At 66.8% G+C, this 18360-nt stretch carries 15 protein-coding genes and 4 pseudogenes; 16 read left to right on the forward strand and 3 right to left on the reverse strand.

What is annotated here, in order from left to right:
- Positions 1–45: 45 nt before the first annotated feature.
- The 10 genes and pseudogenes from ACHMW8_RS15440 to ACHMW8_RS15485 all read left to right on the forward strand — a co-directional run bounded on the left by ACHMW8_RS15440 (position 46) and on the right by ACHMW8_RS15485 (position 9824).
- Entirely contained in the window at positions 46–363 is a 318-nt protein-coding gene (locus ACHMW8_RS15440) for a winged helix-turn-helix transcriptional regulator (RefSeq protein ID WP_395443030.1), read from the forward strand.
- Positions 363–741: pseudogene (locus ACHMW8_RS15445) on the forward strand (VOC family protein). Before ACHMW8_RS15440 ends, ACHMW8_RS15445 begins: the two are co-directional and overlap by 1 nt.
- 43 nt (positions 742–784) lie before the next feature.
- Complete coding sequence (locus tag ACHMW8_RS15450; protein ID WP_125156394.1) at positions 785–1762, forward strand: metalloregulator ArsR/SmtB family transcription factor; 978 nt, start codon at positions 785–787, stop codon at positions 1760–1762.
- Complete coding sequence (metF, locus tag ACHMW8_RS15455; RefSeq protein ID WP_125156395.1) at positions 1759–2703, forward strand: methylenetetrahydrofolate reductase [NAD(P)H]; 945 nt, start codon at positions 1759–1761, stop codon at positions 2701–2703. The genes ACHMW8_RS15450 and metF overlap by 4 nt, the downstream gene beginning before the upstream one ends.
- Positions 2700–3575, forward strand: a complete 876-nt coding sequence (gene blaCAU, locus ACHMW8_RS15460; RefSeq protein WP_395443031.1) for a CAU/MBL1b family subclass B3 metallo-beta-lactamase — start codon at positions 2700–2702, stop codon at positions 3573–3575. The genes metF and blaCAU overlap by 4 nt, the downstream gene beginning before the upstream one ends.
- A complete protein-coding gene (locus ACHMW8_RS15465; RefSeq protein ID WP_395443032.1) occupies positions 3572–4648 on the forward strand; it encodes a homocysteine S-methyltransferase family protein in 1077 nt (358 codons plus the stop codon). The genes blaCAU and ACHMW8_RS15465 overlap by 4 nt, the downstream gene beginning before the upstream one ends.
- A gap of 149 nt (positions 4649–4797) precedes the next feature.
- Positions 4798–6209: pseudogene (locus ACHMW8_RS15470) on the forward strand (dihydropteroate synthase); the annotation flags it as partial.
- A 6-nt stretch (positions 6210–6215) separates the two neighbouring features.
- Entirely contained in the window at positions 6216–7466 is a 1251-nt protein-coding gene (locus ACHMW8_RS15475; protein WP_395445987.1) for a vitamin B12 dependent-methionine synthase activation domain-containing protein, read from the forward strand.
- 254 nt (positions 7467–7720) lie between these two features.
- A pseudogene (locus ACHMW8_RS15480) lies at positions 7721–9019 on the forward strand (diguanylate cyclase domain-containing protein); the annotation flags it as partial.
- A gap of 202 nt (positions 9020–9221) precedes the next feature.
- Positions 9222–9824, forward strand: a complete 603-nt coding sequence (locus ACHMW8_RS15485) for an EAL domain-containing protein (RefSeq protein ID WP_395445988.1) — start codon at positions 9222–9224, stop codon at positions 9822–9824.
- Between the two features lie 89 nt (positions 9825–9913).
- On the opposite strand, the gene ACHMW8_RS15490 is transcribed toward ACHMW8_RS15485, so the two are convergent.
- Positions 9914–10759, reverse strand: a complete 846-nt coding sequence (locus ACHMW8_RS15490; RefSeq protein ID WP_395443033.1) for a hypothetical protein — start codon at positions 10757–10759, stop codon at positions 9914–9916.
- 270 nt (positions 10760–11029) lie between these two features.
- On the opposite strand from ACHMW8_RS15490, the pseudogene ACHMW8_RS15495 reads away from it, so the two are divergent.
- The 6 genes and pseudogenes from ACHMW8_RS15495 (at position 11030) to ACHMW8_RS15520 (ending at position 16339) form a co-directional block, all read left to right on the forward strand.
- A pseudogene (locus ACHMW8_RS15495) lies at positions 11030–11726 on the forward strand (TerB family tellurite resistance protein).
- A gap of 99 nt (positions 11727–11825) precedes the next feature.
- A complete protein-coding gene (locus ACHMW8_RS15500; protein ID WP_125156402.1) occupies positions 11826–12140 on the forward strand; it encodes a hypothetical protein in 315 nt (104 codons plus the stop codon).
- A 154-nt stretch (positions 12141–12294) separates the two neighbouring features.
- On the forward strand, positions 12295–13416 hold the full coding sequence (locus ACHMW8_RS15505) for an alpha/beta hydrolase-fold protein (RefSeq protein ID WP_395443034.1): 1122 nt from the start codon (positions 12295–12297) through the stop codon (positions 13414–13416).
- A gap of 242 nt (positions 13417–13658) precedes the next feature.
- Positions 13659–13949 carry a putative quinol monooxygenase gene (locus tag ACHMW8_RS15510; protein WP_395443035.1) on the forward strand — a complete coding sequence of 97 codons (291 nt, stop codon included), beginning with the start codon at positions 13659–13661 and terminating at the stop codon, positions 13947–13949.
- Positions 13950–13955: 6 nt separating this feature from the next.
- Positions 13956–15167 carry an acyl-CoA dehydrogenase family protein gene (locus ACHMW8_RS15515; protein ID WP_125156405.1) on the forward strand — a complete coding sequence of 404 codons (1212 nt, stop codon included), beginning with the start codon at positions 13956–13958 and terminating at the stop codon, positions 15165–15167.
- Between the two features lie 80 nt (positions 15168–15247).
- A complete protein-coding gene (locus ACHMW8_RS15520) occupies positions 15248–16339 on the forward strand; it encodes an NADH:flavin oxidoreductase (RefSeq protein ID WP_125156406.1) in 1092 nt (363 codons plus the stop codon).
- Positions 16340–16542: 203 nt separating this feature from the next.
- Here ACHMW8_RS15520 and ACHMW8_RS15525 read toward each other — a convergent pair whose 3' ends face one another.
- A complete protein-coding gene (locus tag ACHMW8_RS15525) occupies positions 16543–17334 on the reverse strand; it encodes an SDR family NAD(P)-dependent oxidoreductase (RefSeq protein ID WP_395443036.1) in 792 nt (263 codons plus the stop codon).
- A 106-nt stretch (positions 17335–17440) separates the two neighbouring features.
- Positions 17441–18352 carry an SMP-30/gluconolactonase/LRE family protein gene (locus ACHMW8_RS15530; RefSeq protein ID WP_125156408.1) on the reverse strand — a complete coding sequence of 304 codons (912 nt, stop codon included), beginning with the start codon at positions 18350–18352 and terminating at the stop codon, positions 17441–17443.
- Positions 18353–18360: the final 8 nt, after the last annotated feature.

Raw genomic sequence — 18360 nt, forward strand, 5'->3', positions numbered from 1 at the left:
TGTAACATGGAAAATTCCGAAGACGCTACAAAAAATGAAGCGACCTTGCCGGGGCGTGCGGTTCGTGGCTCGGACAGCGGCAGGCCGATCATGGCGGCGCTGGACCTGCTGGGCCGGCGCGGGGCGCTGCGGATCGTCTGGGAGCTGCGCGAAGGCCGCGTCCTGACCTTCCGCGCCCTGCAGGCGGCGGCCGAACTGCCGCCGGGCACGCTGAACACACGGCTGGCGGAGTTGCGCGCGGCCGACATCGTGGCGGCCGACGCCGGATATCGCCTCAGCCCGCGCGGGTCGGACTTGATCGCGGCGCTGTGGCCTCTGCTAAGGTGGTCCGAGGATTGGGCGAGCGCGATAGGGGATCGGTGATGGCCAAGGTGCTGGGGCTGGGCGGGGGTGTTCTACAAGGCCGAGGATCCGCAAGCCGCGCGCGACTGGTACGCGCGGGTGCTGGGCTTCGAAATCCACTCGTGGGGTGGGGCGGTGTTCAAGTCTCCCAGGACCGCGACGACCAACTGGGCGCTGTTCGGAGCCGACACTCAATATTTCGCGCCGTCCGCCGCGCCGTTCATGATCAATTTCGTGGTCGATGATATCGACGGCGTGCTGGCCACGGCCGCCGCGGAGGGCGTTGAGCCGACGGGCCGGCAGGACGAGGGCGGCATGGGTCGTTTCGCCTGGCTGATGGACCCGGCCGGGGTTAAAATCGAGCTCTGGGAGCCGCCCGCGGCCGACGCCGAGGCATAAATTCCCCTTGCCAAATCGGACATAAAGATATCTTTATGTCCTCATGAAGCTCACCGCCGAACAGGTTGTCGAAGTGCTGCGCGCCGCCGGCGAGTCGACGCGCCTGCGCCTGCTGGCCCTGTTGGCGGCCGAGGAGCTGTCGGTGCTGGAGCTGTGCCGGATCCTCGACCAGAGCCAGCCGCGCGTCTCGCGGCATCTGAAGCTGCTGGCCGAGGCGGGCCTGGTCGAGCGTTTTCCGGACGGGGCCTGGGTATTCTACCGCCTGGCCGCCAAGTCGCCGGGCCGCTTCCTGGTCGAGCAGGCGCTGGACCTGATCGACGACACCGATCCCGTCGTGCGCCTGGACGCCGACAAGCTGTCGGCCGTGCGGGCGGAGCGCTCGACGGACGCCCAGGCCTATTTCGCCCGCAATGCCGCGCGCTGGAACGAGATCCGCTCGCTGTATGTCGACGAGGCCGAGGTCGAGGCCGCGATCCTGCGGGCCGCGGGGGAGGGCCCCTTCGACGAGATGGTCGATCTGGGCGCCGGCGCGGGTCGCATGTTGACCCTGCTGGGCAAGCGGGTCAGCAACGCCCTGGGCCTGGACTTGTCGCAGCAGATGCTGAACATCGCCCGCGATGAGGTGACCAAGGCCGGGCTGACCCGCTGCGAGCTGCGTCATGGCGACATCTTCCGCACGGGCCTGCCGGGCGGCTGCGCCGATCTGGTCACCGTGCATCAGGTGCTGCACTACCTTTCGGATCCCGCCCACGCGGTAGCCGAGGCCGCGCGGCTGGTGACGCCCGGCGGCCTGCTGCTGATCGCCGACTTCGCCCCGCACGACCACGAGTTCCTGCGCGAGGTTCACCAGCACCGCCGCCTGGGCTTCGACGACGTCGAGATCGTCACCTGGCTGCAGGCCGCGGGCCTGCATCTGGAAAGCAATATCGCCCTGCCGCCGGCCACGGCCGAGGGGCTGACCGTCAAGATCTGGACGGCCCGGCGCCCCGTCGCCGCCGTGGCCGAGAGGAACGCCGCATGACCCTTCCGCCCACCCGCCGCGTGATCGGTCCCGTCGCCCGCGCTGGCGAGCGCACCTATCGTCCGCGCGTCTCGTTCGAGTTCTTCCCGCCCAAGACCCCGGCGATGGAAGAGAGCCTGTGGCAGGCGATCACCCGCCTGGCCCCGCTGGACCCGGCCTTCGTCTCGGTGACTTACGGCGCCGGCGGATCGACCCGCGAGCGCACGCACCGCACGGTCAAGCGCATCCTGGACGAAACGACTCTCAAGCCCGCCGCCCACCTGACCTGCGTCGGCGCCTCGCGCGACGAGGTCGACGAGGTGATCCGTGAGTACTGGGAGACGGGCGTTCGCCACATCGTCTCGCTGCGCGGCGACCCGCCGCCGGGCGAGGGCGGCATCGGCGGCGTCTATGTCCCGCGCGCCGACGGCTACGCCAACGCCACCGAATTGACCAAGGCCGTGCGCGGCATCGCGCCGTTCGAGGTGCTGGTCGGCGTCTATCCTGAGAAGCATCCGGAAAGTCCGTCGCTGGAGCACGACATCGATGTGCTGAAGCAGAAGGTCGACGCCGGCGCGACGCTGGGCATCAGCCAGTTCTTCTTCGATCTGGACGCCTTCCTGCGCTATGTCGACAAGGTCCGCGACGCCGGGATCACGATCCCGATCGTGCCGGGGATCATGCCGGTGACCAATTTCGCGGGCCTCAAGAAGATGGCCGCCGCCTGTCAGACGGCGATCCCATCGTGGCTGGGCAACCTGTTCGACGGCCTGGAGCACGACGCCGAGACGCGTCGCCTGATCGCCTGCTCGGTCGCCGCCGAGATGTGCGCCAAGCTGCAGGAGCAGGGCTTCGAGGACTTCCACTTCTACACCCTGAACCGGGCCGACCTGGTCTATGCGATCTGCCGTGTGCTGGGCGTTCGCGAGGTTTCACCGGCCCCGGCGGAGGCGGCGGCATGAAGCGCTTTTTGATCGCCCTGGCGGCGTCGGTCCTGGCCCTGGCCCCGGCGGCCCACGCCGACATGCCCGCCAACTGGACCAAGCCGACCAAGCCCTACCGCGTCGTGGGCAACATCTATTACGTCGGGACCGAGGGCATCTCGTCCTGGCTGATCACATCGTCCGAAGGTCATGTGCTGCTGGACGGCGGGCCGAACGCCGAGGTCGGCAAGCAGATAGAGCGGAACATCGCCGCGCTGGGCTTCCAGCTGGCCGATGTGAAGATCCTGATCAACACCCACGCCCACTACGACCACGCCGGCGGTCTGGCTCAGCTGAAGGCCGACATCCCAACGGCCAAGTTGTGGATCTCGCGCGGCGACGAGCCGGCGATCGAGCAGGGCCACCATATCGGCGACAACGAGAACGGCCCCACGCCCATGCCGGCGGCGAAGGTCGACAAGGCGTTCGGCGACGGCCAGAAGCTGAAGCTGGGCGAGACGGCGCTGGTCGCCCACCTGACGCCCGGCCACACGATCGGCTGCACCAGCTGGACCACCGCCGTGATCGAGAAGGGGCGGCCGCTGACCGTCACCTTCCCGTGCTCGCTGTCCGTGGCCGGCAATGTGCTGGTCGGCAACAAGACCCACCGAAACATCGTCGCCGACTATCGTGGCAGCTTCGCCAAGCTGCGGGCCATCCCGACCGATGTGATGCTGCCGGCGCACGAGGAGCAGGGCGACCTGCTGGCCAAGCGCAAGAAGCAGCTGCGCGGCGACCCCAACGCTTTCGTCGATCCGACCGAGCTGACGCGCTACGTCGCCGACTCGGAGGCCGCCTTCAATGAAGAGCTCGCGCGCCAGCAGGCGGCGGCTTCCGGAGTCCGGAAATGACCGACCTTTCCATCCGCGCGAACCGCGTGGCCGCCCTCAAGGCCGCCGCCAAGCAGAAGATCCTGATCCTGGACGGCTCCTGGGGCGTGATGTTCCAGAAGAAGGGCCTGACCGAGGCCGACTACCGCGCCGAGCGCTTCGCCGGCTACAACGGCCAGATGAAGGGTAATAACGACATCCTGTGCCTGACCCGGCCGGATCTCGTGGCCGAACTGCATGACGCCTATTTCGCCGCCGGCGCGGACATCTCGGAGACCAACACCTTCTCGGGCACCACGATCGCCCAAGCCGATTATCACCTGTCGGAACAGGACGTCTGGGACATCAATCTCGAGGGCGCCAGGATCGGCCGCTCGGTGGCCGACCGCTGGAACGCGCAGAATCCGGCCAGCCCAAAGTTCATCGCCGGCTCGATCGGGCCGTTGAACGTGATGCTGTCGATGTCCTCGGACGTGAACGATCCGGGCGCGCGCAAGGTGACCTTCGACCAGGTCTACGCGGCGTACCGCCAGCAGGTGGACGCGCTCTACAAAGGAGGCGTCGACCTCTTCCTGATCGAGACCATCACCGACACCCTGAACTGCAAGGCTGCCATCAAGGCCATTCTCGACCTGCGCGACGAGGGCCATGAAGAGCTGCCGATCTGGATCAGCGGCACCATCACCGACCGCTCGGGCCGCACCCTGTCGGGCCAGACGGCCGAGGCGTTCTGGAACAGCATCAAGCACGCCAAGCCTTTCGCGGTGGGCTTCAACTGCGCCCTGGGGGCGGACCTTATGCGCCCGCACATCGCCGAGATGGCCCGCATCGCCGACACGCTTGTCGCGGCCTACCCCAACGCCGGCCTGCCCAACGCCATGGGCCAGTACGACGAGGAGCCGCACCAGACCGGCCACGCCCTGCACGAGTGGGCCAAGGACGGCCTGGTCAACATCCTGGGCGGCTGCTGCGGCACGACGCCGGACCACATCCGCCACGTGGCCGACGAGGTGCGCGGTGTCGCGCCCCGCGAGATCCCCGAGCGCCCCAAGGCCATGCGCCTGGCGGGGCTCGAGCCGTTCGAGCTGGCTTAGCCGCTATTTCTCTTCTGCCTTCCTGGGCCTTGCGCCCAGGACCTAGTTTTCCGCTGATGCGGAGCCCGACTTTCCAGGCGCCGAGTCAGCGGCGCCCTGGGTCCTCGCCACAAGGGCGAGGAAGGCGGGTTTATTTGGATCGACCGACCATGAGACCCGTCTTCGTCAATATCGGTGAGCGCACCAACGTCACCGGCTCGGCCAAGTTCAAGAAGCTGATCGTCGAGGGGAACTACCCCGAGGCGCTGTCGGTCGCGCGCCAGCAGGTCGAGGCCGGGGCCCAGGTCATCGACGTCAACATGGACGAGGGCCTGCTCGACTCCAAGCAGGCCATGATCACCTTCCTGAACCTGATGGCCGCCGAGCCGGACATCGCCCGCGTGCCGGTGATGATCGACAGCTCCAAGTGGGAGGTGATCGAGGCGGGCCTGAAGTGCGTCCAGGGCAAGGCGATCGTCAATTCGATCTCGATGAAGGAAGGCGAGGCCAAGTTCATCGAGCAGGCCAAGCTGTGCCTGCGCTATGGCGCCGCCGTGGTGGTCATGGCCTTCGACGAGGTCGGCCAGGCCGACACCGCCGCCCGCAAGATCGAGATCTGCGAGAAGGCCTACCGCATCCTGGTCGACAAGGTGGGTTTCCCACCGAGGACATCATCTTCGACCCCAACATCTTCGCCGTGGCGACGGGCATCGAGGAGCACGACAACTACGCCGTCGACTTCATCGAGGGCACGCGCGAGATCAAGAAACGCTGCCCCTACGCCCGCGTGTCGGGCGGGGTTTCGAACGTGTCGTTCAGCTTCCGCGGCAACGAGCCGGTGCGCCGGGCGATCCACTCGGTGTTCCTGTATCACGCCATTAACGCCGGCATGGACATGGGCATCGTCAACGCCGGCGACCTGCCAGTCTACGACGCTCTGGATCCCGAGCTGCGCGAGGCCGTCGAGGACGTGATCCTCAACCGGCCGCAGCGGACCAATGTCTCCAACACCGAGCGCTTGGTCGACATGGCCCCGCGCTACAAAGGCGAGAAGGGCCAGGTCCAGACCGCCAACCTGGAATGGCGCAAGGGCACGGTGAACGAGCGCATCACCCACGCCCTGGTCCACGGCATCACCGAGTTCATCAACCAGGACACCGAAGAGGCGCGCCTGTCGGTCGAGCGGCCGCTGCACGTCATCGAAGGTCACCTGATGGACGGCATGAACGTGGTCGGCGACCTGTTCGGCTCGGGCAAGATGTTCCTGCCGCAGGTGGTGAAGTCGGCTCGCGTCATGAAGCAGGCCGTGGCGTGGCTGGAGCCGTTCATGGAGGCCGAGAAGGCCGGCAAGCCGCGCGAGCAGGCCGGCCGCATCCTGATGGCCACGGTGAAGGGCGACGTCCACGACATCGGCAAGAACATCGTCGGCGTCGTGCTGCAGTGTAACAACTACGAGGTCATCGACCTGGGCGTGATGGTCCCGGCCGACCGCATCCTCGACGAGGCTAGGAAGCACAACGTCGACATGATCGGCCTGTCGGGCCTGATCACGCCGTCGCTGGACGAGATGGTGTTCGTGGCCGCCGAGATGGAGCGCCAGGGCTTCACCATACCGCTGCTGATCGGCGGCGCCACCACAAGCCGCACCCATACGGCGGTGAAGATCGAACCGGCCTATCGCAAGGGCTCGACCACCTATGTGCTGGACGCCAGTCGGGCGGTGGGCGTGGTTTCGGGCCTGCTGTCGCCGACCGAGCGCGACCGTCTGCAGGCCGAGACCCGCGCCGAATATGTCCGCATCCGCGAGCAGTACGCCCGCGGCCAGACGGCCAAGGCGCGCACCAGCATCGCCGAGGCGCGGCTTCGGAAGTTCGTCATCGACTGGGACGGCTATGTGCCGCCCAAACCGAGCTTCATCGGCGCGCGCACGTTCGAGCCGAGCCTGGAGGAGCTGGTTCCGTTCATCGACTGGTCGCCGTTCTTCGCCAGCTGGGAGCTGATCGGGCGCTTCCCGCAAATCCTGGAGGATGACGTGGTCGGCCAGGCCGCCACCGACCTCTATCGCGAAGCCCGCGAGATGCTGGACAGGGTGGTCGCCGAGAAGTGGTTCGGCGCCAAGGGCGTGATCGGCTTCTGGCCGGCCCAGGCCCAGGGCGACGACATCGTTCTCTATACGGACGAGACCCGAACGGCCGAATATTCGCGCTTCCACACCCTGCGCCAGCAGATGGACAAGGGCGAAGGCAAGCAGAACGTGGCGCTGTCGGATTTCGTCGCGCCGATCGGACAGGGCGCTGACTATATCGGCGGCTTCGCCGTCACCGCTGGCCACGGCGAGGACGAGATCGTCAAGATGTTCAAGGACGCCGGCGACGACTATAGCGCCATCATGGCGTCGGCCTTGGCCGACCGCCTGGCCGAGGCGTTCGCTGAATGGCTGCACTACAAGGCGCGTGTCGAGCTTTGGGGCTACGCGCCCGACGAGGCGGCCGACACCGACGTGATGATCGCCGAGACCTATCAGGGCATCCGTCCCGCGCCCGGCTATCCGGCCCAGCCCGACCACACCGAGAAGGGCGCGCTGTTCAAGCTGCTGGACGCCGAGGCGGCCACCGGCCTGAAGCTGACCGAGAGCTACGCGATGACCCCGGGCGCGGCGGTCTCGGGTCTCTATTTCAGCCACCCCAAGGCGCACTATTTCGGGGTTGGCAAGATCGACGCGGACCAGGTCGAGGACTATGCCCGCCGCAAGGGCTGGGACGTGGCCACGGCCGAACGCTGGCTGGCGCCGATCCTCAACTACGACCCGGCCGCGCGGACTCGGGGGGCGGCGGCCTGACGAGGCGCCGGGCCCGTCCCGCCGACGACGTCGGACGCCGATCGGGCGGGTTCCGGCGTGGGGGGCGTCGGGTGACGGGAACCGTGAAACCCAAATCGCGTAACACTGTGCGATAATTTGTCCACGGGGGCGTCACGATAAGGAATTCGGCAAGGGTTCCCATGAAGGATGCGCCATCTCAGGGGAGTGAGATGGACCGTCGGAACATCGAGCTGAAGATCTTTGGCCTGATCGCCGGCATGGCGGCGGGCATGATGCTGCTCGCCGGTGTGGCCCTGACGGTGGCCACCCGCCACGCCGACCTGCGCGAACGCCAGTACGAACAGACCCTTGTCGGCAATGGCCTGCGCCAGCGCGGCAAGGAAATACAGACCGCGCTCAATCCCTACGTCATCTGGGACGAGGCGATCATCAAGCTGGACAACCAGTACGACCAGGCCTGGGCCAGCCAGAACATCGGCGCCTCGCTGGGCGGAGCCCTGGGCTACAAGGTCGTCTTCGTTCTCGACGCCGACGGCAAGCCGATCTACGGCCACATCAACGGCAAGGATGTCGCGCCGGAAGCCTATGCCCGATACGCAACACCGACCGCCCGTCTGGTCACCGCGATCCGCGAGATCGAGGCCGATCCCAAGAAGGTCGCCAAATTGCGCGCCGTCCACACGAGTCGTGTCGAGCTGATCGGCGACGAGCCCGTGCTGATCACCGTCTCGCTGATCCGCCCGGACCTGAAGGCCAAGACCCGGGGGCCCCGCGCCCCGCTGCTGGTGACCGGCATCCCGGTGGCCAACAGCGTGATCAAGACCTTCTCCGACCGCTTCCTGCTGCGCGACGCGCGTATCGAGGTGGCCATGCCGGGCGAGGCCAATACGGACGCCGCCCAGGCCCTGCTGGGCCGGGCCGCGGACGGCCGACGCGTCGTCCTGAGCTGGACTCCGCGCAAGCCGGGCGAGGAACTGCTGAAGTCGGCCACGCCGATGCTGGCCCTGGCCGTGCTGGCCGCAGCGGCCGGCTCGCTGCTGCTGTTCCGCATCACCCGCCGGGCGGCCAAGAAGCTGCTGCTCAGCGAGGCCGAGGCCAAGCACCTGGCGCTGCACGACCCGCTGACGGGCCTGGCCAACCGCACACTGTTCACCGACCGCCTGGTCCACGCCCACGCCCTGTTGCGTCGCAAGCCGGGGCACCTGGGCGTGCTGTGCATCGACCTCGACCGGTTCAAGGAGGTCAATGACAGCTATGGTCACGACGCCGGGGACCAGCTGATCCGCGAGGTCGCCCGCCGGCTGGTGAACATCTGCCGCGAGACCGACACCATCTGCCGACTAGGCGGCGACGAGTTCGCGATCATCCAGCCCGACACGACCCCGTCCGGCGCGGCGACCCTGGCCCAGCGTGTGGTCGACGGCCTGTCGGGCGAGGTGGACCTCTCCATCGGCCGGGCGCACCTGTCGTGCTCGGTCGGCGTATCGGTCGTCTCCGACGCCGATCAAGGGCAGGCCGAACTGCTGCGCCAGGCCGACGTCGCGCTCTATCGCGCCAAGGAAGCCGGTCGCGGTCGCTTCGCCTTCTTCGAGCCCGAGATGGATGCGGCTCTTCGCCTGCGGAAGGGTCTGGAGCGCGACCTGCGCGCGGCCCTGGAGAGCGAATCCCTGGCCGTCGCCTACCAGCCGCTGACCGACGCGCGCGGCGCGATGATCGGCGTTCGAGGCCCTGGCCCGCTGGACCCATCCCGAACGCGGCGAAATCTCGCCGGCCATCTTCATCCCGTTGGCGGAGTCCTGCGGCCTGATCGGCCTGGTCGGGGCGGCGGTGTTCCGCCGCGCCTGCTACGACAGCCTGCGCTGGTCGGGGCTGGAGGTGTCGGTCAACGTCTCGGCTATCCAGCTGTCCAGCCCCGGCTTCGTCGACGAGATGGTCGCCACCCTGGCCGAGACCGGCGCCCGCGCCGACGTCTTCCTGCTGGAGATCACCGAGACGGCGCTCCTGAAGGACAGCGATGGCGTTCACGACGCCTTGCGTCGCCTCAAACGCCTGGGTTTCCGTCTGGCCCTGGACGACTTCGGCACCGGCTACGCCAGCCTCGCCTATCTACGCCGCCATCCGATCGACAAGCTGAAGATCGATCGCTCGTTCGTCTCCAGCCTGCCGGGCAACAGCGAGAGCATGGCTGTCGCCAGCGCCATCATCAGCCTGGCCAAGTCACTAGGTCTGAAGACCACGGCCGAGGGCGTCGAGACCCAAGGCCAGCTGGACGCCCTGGTGAAACTGGGCTGCAGCGAGTTCCAGGGTTACCTGCTGGGCCGCCCGATGCCCGCCGATGCGATCGCCGGGGCGCGCGAGGCGGCGAAGGTCCACTAGTCCGGATCCTCCCAGCTGGGGAGGATCGCCTTGCGGCGCCTGCATCCTTCGCCCAACGATAAGATGGAGGGCGAAGGACCAGTCGGGCGTCAGTCCGCCTTGCAGATCAGCACGTCGCGGCCGCCGCGCTTGGCGGGGACCAGGCTGCCGGCGCAGGGGATCGGATTGACCGGGTCGACGATCACCTCATTGCCGCCGATTGGCGGCAGTTTGGCGGCAGGGGCCTTGGGCAGCGGCTTGGCGGCGGTCGGCTTGGTTTCGGCCTTCACAGTCTTGACCGGAGCGGTTTTCGCCGGCTCGGGCTGGGCGACCGGCGTCGGCGCGGGGGCAGGCGGCGCGGGCGTCGGCTCGGACACCGGCGCGGCGGGCTCTGTGGCCGGCGTGGCGTTGAACGCCGGGTTGGAGGCTTCAGCCGGCGGCGCGCTCTTCGAGGCCGCGGCGGCGTTGTTGTAGTTCAGGGCCTTGCCCAGGATGGTCGAGCGAGTCTCCAGCGCCCTCGCGCGCTTTTCGCAGTCGCCGGGGGGGCTCCAGCTCATCCACATCTGCGCCAGGCGCGCCTTGTCGACCGTGTCGGCGCCTTGCCAAACGGACTGGCCGCGCTTGACCTGGGCGCCGCCATATTCCGAGATCGGGCGCGGACTGGCCTTCTCGGCCGCCGTGATTGCCGAGGCGAAGACCTTGAGGTCCTTTTGCGCCTGCTCGCGCATTTCAGGATAGGTCTTCAGCGAGGCGGCGACGCCGTCGGGACCCGGGAACGCCTTCTCGATCCGCGTCACCTCGGGCATCACGCGATCATAGAGATTGGCGTAGCCGCCCAGGGCGCCGTAGCACCAGGCGACATAGCCGTACTCGTCGGTCGGCGGAGCATTGGGCGACTGGCTGGCCTGACCGTCCTGGGCGAAGAGGGCGAGGGCGAGGAAGAGGGCGTTCGCCATGCGGGCGGATGTCCTTTTTAAAAATACGTCGAGCCTGACTAGAGCATTTCGATCCAGAATGGGACCGTTGCGTGACCATAAGAGGTCAAGCGCGGCCATAACGGACGAAGCACCGATCGGCTCCCTCGTCGCGTGATCGGGCGGTTTCGCCGCATTGCACTAAAGTCATGTGAACGATCATTCTCATTGTGCTAGAAGCGAGCTGGCGGGTGATCCGAAAGGACCCGTCATGCGTACCTTCTTCGTCCGTCGCTGGTTTCGAGGCGCTTCATGACCTTCTGGCGCAACATTGCGAGTATCGCCGCCCGGCGTCTGGACCTGGCCGACTGCACGGAATGTCCGAGCGGCCTGCCGGGCGAGGATCCGGCGTTCTCAACCGCGGTGACGGCCCTGGGCGCCAAGCTGGCCAAGGTCGATGGCCGCGCCGACGGTGGCGAGTTCCTGGCCTTCACCGAGGTGTTCCAGCCCGACCCGGCCTCGGAGCAGAACATTCACCGCCTATACGACCTGGCGCGCCAGACGACTCATGGCTTCGAGAGCTACGCCAAGCGTCTGGCCAAGCGCTATAGCACCTGCCCGCAGCTGCTGGAGGACGTGGTCGACGGCCTGTTCCATATCGCCAAGGCCGACGGCGTCGTGACCCAGGACGAGCTCGACTATCTGGAGCGAGTTCTCGAACCTGTTCGGCATGTCGCCGCTGTCTTTCCGCCGTCTGCGCGCCACCCATCTGGGCGTGGGCAAGGACGATCCGTACGCCATCCTGGAAGTGCCGGCCGACGCCGACGACGCCACGGTGCGCAAGGCCTGGAAGCTGGCCCTGTCCAACGCCCACCCCGACCGGGCGCGGGCGCGGGGCCTGCCGGCCGACTTCATCGCCCTGGCCGAGACCAAGGCCGCCGCCATCAACGCCGCCTTCTCGACGGTGATGCGCGAGCGCAAGGAACTGGGTTTGGCCGCGGCGGGTTGAGCCGAGACGATCCGTCGCTCCGTAAGGGGCCGGAATAGGGCTTTTCATCCGAGGCCGTCGGGTGTTCAGTTGCGGTTCAGCGCTTGTGAACCAACTTCGTTGATCATGAGCGTGGACGAGAGGATTACGATGAGCAGCCAAGGCGTCGCAGCTTCGCCCTTCCATAGCCTGGCCTGGATGGCCGGGGCTCTGGCGACCTCGGTCGCGGTGTTGATCGGCGCGGTGCTGGCGGTGGTGTTCGCCGCCACCGTGGTCGCCGTCGGTTTCCTCGGCAGCGCGCTCTTTGGTCTCGCCGCTTTCGCCTTCCGCGGCCGCAAGGTCGCCAAGGCGCCGACGGGTGATCCCAGCCTGATCGAGGCCCGAAATGTCGGCGGCCACTCGTGGGTCGCCTACGGCTGGAACGAGCGGCCTTAAAGCCAAACAGTCAGCAGAATATTCTGTCTTCTAGCCCCGAAAAAAGGCTTTACGGCTACTGGCGCCCTCATCGCCGATAGGCGCAGGCAAGACCGACTCAAGATTGACGGCGCAATCTACAGTGGTAAATCTCCCCTTGGATTTAGGGGGCTCCATGAAGACGCATCTGATCGCCGCTTGGCTACTCATCTGTGCTCTTTGCGCACCCGCTATGGCCGCCTCGTCATCTCTGTCCATCAAGGCTGAAGGGCCTGTCGTCATCGCCGACGCCATCAGCCTGACGGTCCACTCCGCGATCGTCGGCCGAGACTTCGTCATCGAGGTCACGCCGCCGCGCACGCCACCGATCCTTCCTGGGCAGACCGCGCCCGTGGTCTATGTCCTAGACGGCGGCTACGACCTAGCCGGCCCGGCGGGCTATATGCTTGGCGCGGCGGGCGTGATGGCCCCGGCCTATATCGTGACGGTGGGGTATCCAGCGGGAGCATCGGCGCGCGGCGTGGACCTGCTGTCCACATCCGCGACCAGCCCGGACGGCTTCGCTCACAAGGGGGGAGGCGCGGACGCCTTCCGCCGTTTCTTGGTAGAGGAACTGAAGCCGTTCGTCGAAGCGCGCTACCCGGTGGATGGCGGCAAGTCGATGCTGTTTGGGCATTCCTTGTCTGGACTTTTCACGGCCAACGTCCTTGCTAGTCATCCCTCGGACTTTGCCGCCTACCTCATCGCTAGCCCGTCGGTCTGGGCCGACCCTGGTGTCGTCGAACGTCTTCGGGCCCTTCGGATCGCCAATTCGCCCCGTCGGGTCTTCGTGGGCTACGGAGGCGACGAAAACGCCTACATGATCGACGGCGCGCGGCAGGTGATCCGGGCGTTAAGCGGCGTGCAAGGCGTTTTGCTCCAGGCCAAGGCGTTCGAGGGCGAACAGCACATCTCCTACTATCCCGCTCTTCCTAACGCCGCGTTCCCCTTCCTGCTGCCCCGCGACAATCTCATGCGTCGTCCGAATTCGGTTGAGCTTTCGGCAGAGCGGCTGAAGCGGTACCTGGGCGTGTACGAACTCGCCGATCATCGACATGTCACGGTGACTGAGGACGAGGATGGCCTTGTCTTCAAAGTCGACGGGCGCGACGAGGCCGGCTTACTGGCGGAGGCAATGGACCGGTTCTTCATCAGAGGCGTGGACGCGAGCATCATCTTCGACGCTGGAGATGGCCTTGCCAGGAAAATGGAGATCAGCCTGAACGGCACGACGGCTCTTGCCCTGCGCGTCCCATAGGAATCCGAAGGAGGCTGGCGCGCCCTTTTGATCTCGACCGTCACCGATCGCACCTTGGTCGCGCACGAGTTGAGGGGGGATCGTGACTGTAAGCAATTGTTGGTTTTGGTGAATACCCGCCGGTGTGGCGGGAAATGACGGTTAAGAGGCTGGGCGCATGAAGGCGCGTTCCGCCACGTCCCCCTTGCTCCCATCGCCTTGCTCCCGCATCCTGCCTTTCAAACAAATGTTGGGAGGCAAGCATGATTGGCGTCGTCGCGGTTTTGAGGGTCCAGCCGGACAAGGCCGGGGATTTCGAGAAGGTGTTCCTGGATCTCCAGAACAAGGTGAAGGCCAACGAGCCGAGCTGCCTCGTCTACCAGCTGACCAAGTCCAAGACCGAAGTCGGGACCTATAAGGTCCTGGAGCTCTACGCCTCCGAGGACGCGCTGAAGCACCACGGCGGCACGGAGTATTTCAAGGCCGCCGGCGCGGCGATGGGACCGTTCATGGCCGGTCGCCCCGAGATCGAATATTTGGACGCCGTGGAGTAGACGGCGATGGATCTGGCCTTCTCGCCCGAGGACCTGGCCTTCCAGCAGGAGGTCCGCGACTGGATCGCGACCGCCTATGACGACGGCCTGAAGAAGCAGTTCAGCCAATCCAAGAACGGCTATCTCGACAAGGCCGGCCAGGTGGCCTGGCAGAAGAAGCTGGCCGAGCGCGGTTGGGCCGCGCCGGACTGGCCGGTCGAGCTGGGCGGGGCGGGGTTCACCCCCTCGCAGCGCTACATCTTCAACATGGAGATGAGCCTGGCCGGCGTGCCGACCTCCTCGCCGATGGGGTTGAAGATGGTCGCGCCGGTGATCATGGCGTTCGGCAGTCCCGAGCAGAAGGCCCAGCATCTGCCGCCGATCCTGAAGTCCGACATCTGGTGGTGCCAGGGCTATTCCGAGCCAGGCTCGGGGTCGGATCTGGCCAGCCTGCAGATGAAGGCCGAGCGGGACGGCGACGATTATGTCCTCAATGGCTCGAAAATCTGGACCACCCACGCCCAGTGGGCCGATTGGATGTTCTGCCTGGTCCGCACCTCGAACCAGGGCAAGCCGCAGGAGGGCATCTCGTTCCTGCTGCTGCGCATGGACAGCCCCGGCATCCAGATCAAGCCGCTGCCGACCCTGGACGGCCCGCCGGACGGCGAGCAGGAGATCAACCAGGTCTTCTTCGACAATGTGCGGGTGCCGGTCGCCAACCGCATCGGCGAGGAGAACAAGGGCTGGACCTACGCCAAGTACCTGCTCGAGTTCGAACGCGGTAACGCCTATGCGCCGGGCCTGATGAACATGCTCAAGAAGGTCAAGCGCATCGCCGCGCTGGAGCTGGCCGACGACGGCGGCCGGTTGCTCGACGACGCCGATTTCCGGAGCAAGATCACCAATCTGGAGATCCAGGTCGAGGCGCTGAACGCCACCGAGCTGCGGATCTTCTCGAGCCGCACCGCCGGCAAGGCGATCGGCCCGGCCTCGTCGATGCTGAAGTGCGTGGGCTCGGAATATCAGCAGGCGATCACCGAGCTGACCCTGGAGGCGGTTGGAACCTACGCTGCGCCATTCGTCGAGGATCCCTGGTCCAAGAGCAACGAGCGGCGCGCCGGCCCAGACTACGCGGCGCCCGCGGCGCCGGCCTATTTCAACTACCGCAAGGCCTCGATCTACGCGGGATCAAACGAGATCCAGCGCAACATCATGGCCAAGATGGTGCTGGGGCTTTAGCGCCTCAGTTTTTCTGGATGGCGTGGCGATCCAAACGCGTGTTTGGATCGCCGGTAACCTCTCCTGTTTCGGAATCCCTCATGTCGCTCGACGCCCTGTTCAAGCCGTTCGAATTCAAGTCGCTGAAGCTGCCTAACCGGGTGGTGATGGCGCCGATGACGCGGTCGTTCTCGCCCGGCGGCGTGGCCACCGACGAGGTCGCCGCCTACTACCGCCGCCGCGCCGAGAACCAAGTCGGATTGATCGTCACCGAGGGCACGGGCGTGGCCCGGCCGGCCTCATTGAACGACGCCAACGTGCCGCGCTTTCACGGCGAGAAGGAACTGGCCGCCTGGAAGAAGGTGGTCGACGAGGTCCACGCGGCCGGCGGCCTGATCGCCCCGCAGCTCTGGCACGTCGGCTCGGCCAAGGGGCCGGCCCAGCTGGGCAAGGTCGACAGCCCCTCGGGCATCTCGAAGGCCGGTGGCGAGCCGTTCACCGAACCGATGACCGACGCCGATATCGCCGACACCATCGCCGCCTTCGGCCAGGCTGCGGGCGACGCCAAGCGCCTGGGCTTCGACGCGGTCGAGCTGCATGGGGCCCACGGCTATCTGATCGACCAGTTCTTCTGGGCCGGCACCAACATCCGCACCGACAAGTGGGGCGGCCCGACGATTGGCGAGCGGGCGCGGTTCGCCGCCGAGATCCTGAAGGCGGTTCGCGCCGCCGTCGGCCCGGACTATCCGGTGATCATCCGCCTGTCGCAGTGGAAGCAGCAGGACTACACGGCCCGGAACGCCTCGACCCCGCGCGAGCTGGAAGCCTGGCTGCAGCCGCTGGCCGACGCCGGCGCCGACATCTTCCACTGCTCGCAGCGCCGCTTCTGGGAGCCGGAGTTCGAGGGATCCGACCTCAACTTCGCCGGCTGGGCCAAGAAGCTGACCGGGGCCCCGACCATCACCGTCGGCTCGGTGGGCCTGTCGGGCGAGTTCATCGCCGCGTTCGGCGGGGAGGGTAGCCAGCCTGCCTCGATCGACGGCCTGCTGGAGCGTCTGGAGCGCGGCGAGTTCGACCTCGTCGGCGTCGGCCGGGCTCTGCTGCAGGACCCGGAATGGGTCGTGAAGATCCGCGAAGGCCGCAATGATGAGCTGAAGAACTTCGAGCGCGCCGCCCTGGGCGCGCTGTACTAGCCGACACCCCCTGTTCCGGGGCTGTGCCTTGGGCCGGCCCCGGACCATCGTCGTCTCGCTCACCAGCGGGAGGCGTCGATGACTTGGTTGCCCTATCTGTCCGGCCTGCTCGCCTTGCTGGCCATGGCCTTGCTGGTCGCCGGCGCCTTCCTGCGGGAGTAGGCGGGGGAGCGGGGGCTGACGCTCCTCCCGCCGCTTTCATCCTAGGCGATGGTGGTGACCAGACCGCCCTCGGCCTTCAGCGAGGCGCCGTTGGTGGCCGCCGACAGCGGACTAGCGACATAGGCCACCAGGCTGGCGATCTCTTGCGGCTCGATCATCCGCTGCAACAGCGACGAGGTGCGGTGCTTCTCGAAGAACTCGGCTTCGTGCTCAGCGGCCGTGCCGTTCGGATTGGCCGATACGCTCTTCAGGAACTCGAAGATGCCGGCCGCGCGGGTCGGACCCGGCAGGACGGAATTGACCGTGACGCCCGTGCCCTTGGTCTGCTGGGCCATGCCGCGCGCGACCGCCAGCTGGGCGCTCTTGGTCATGCCGTAGTGGACCATCTCGCCGGGGATCGCCAGACCCGACTCCGATGAGATGAAGATCACCCGGCCCCAGTTTCGCTCCAGCATGCCCGGGAAATAGCCGCGCGACAGGCGCACGCCGCTCATCACATTGACTTCGAACAGGCGCAGCCAGTCTTCGTCCGGGATATCGGCGAAGGCCTTCATCTCGTAGATGCCGAGGTTGTTGACGAGAATGTCGACCGAGGGGACGGCCTTGAGAATGGCGGCGGCGCCATCGGCCGTGGCCGCGTCGGCGAGCACGCCCTCGACCTTGGCTCCGCCCGAAGCGCGGATGCTGGCCAGGGCCTCGTCCAGCTTGTCCTGGGTGCGGCCGGTCACAAACACCTTGGCGCCTTCGACGGCCAGGGTGCGGGCGATCTCCAGGCCGATCCCGGCGGTCGAGCCGGTCACCAGCGCGGTCTTGTCGTTCAGTTTGAGGTCCATCGCTGGGCTCCGTTGCTTTGACGGCTCCACAGATGGGCCCGCCACGACGCCAGACTACGCCGTGACTTGGCACAGGACTTGTGACTTCAGTTCATCGATTGGACGCCTAGGCGTTGAAGTTCAGCTTCAGGCCTGGGCGCGGCCAGCGGGCCTTGTAGAGCTTGCCGGTGCCCGAGGCGGTGATCCACGCGTCGCGCATGTCGGCCCCGCCAAAGCAGATGTTGGTCACGATCACGTCCGGGAAGGCATAGTGCTCGGTCGAACCGTCCGGGTCGAAGGCGGTGATGCCGCCATTGATGATCGTCGCCACGCAGACCTTGCCACCGGCCTCGACGGCCAGGCTGTCCAGCAACTGGTAACCCGGCAGGTTGCAGACCACGTCGCCAGGCTGAAGGGGCAGGGGATCGGCCAGGACGCCGGGAGCGGTCACCTCGAACGACCACAGGCGGCCCAGCATGGTGTCGGCCATGTAGACGGTCTTTTCGTCGGGCGAGAGGCCCACGCCGTTGGGCGAGACGAAGTGATCGCGCCAGCGGGTGATCTTCGAGCCGTCGGGCAGGGCGTAGTAGAGTGCGCCATATTTGCGGCCTTCGGGCGTCGAGCAGCCGTGGTCGGTGAACCAGAAGCCGCCCTGCTTGTCGAAGACAAGGTCGTTGGGGCCGACCAGGTCTTTGCCGTCGCACGCGGTGTAGAGCGTGGTGACGGCGCCGGTGGCGATGTCGATCCGCTGGATCGAGCCGCCCTTGTGGGTCGGCGGGGTAGGGCCGGGGATGTTCAGCCCGTTGGCCTCGAAGAACTGGAAGGCGCCGCCGTTGTTGGTGACGTAGAGCGCGCCGTCCGGGCCGATCGCCGCGCCGTTGGGCCCGCCGCCGGTTTCGGCCACGGTTTCCTTGCGGCCGTCCGGCCAGACCCGGGTCAGGCGCTGACCCTGGATCTCGGTGAGGATCACCGAACCGTCGGCCATGGCCACGGGACCTTCGGGGAATTGCAGACCTTCGGCGACCAATTGGGTGTCCATCGACGTCT

The sequence above is a fragment of the Caulobacter sp. UC70_42 genome (assembly GCF_044056025.1).
Lineage (GTDB): Bacteria > Pseudomonadota > Alphaproteobacteria > Caulobacterales > Caulobacteraceae > Caulobacter.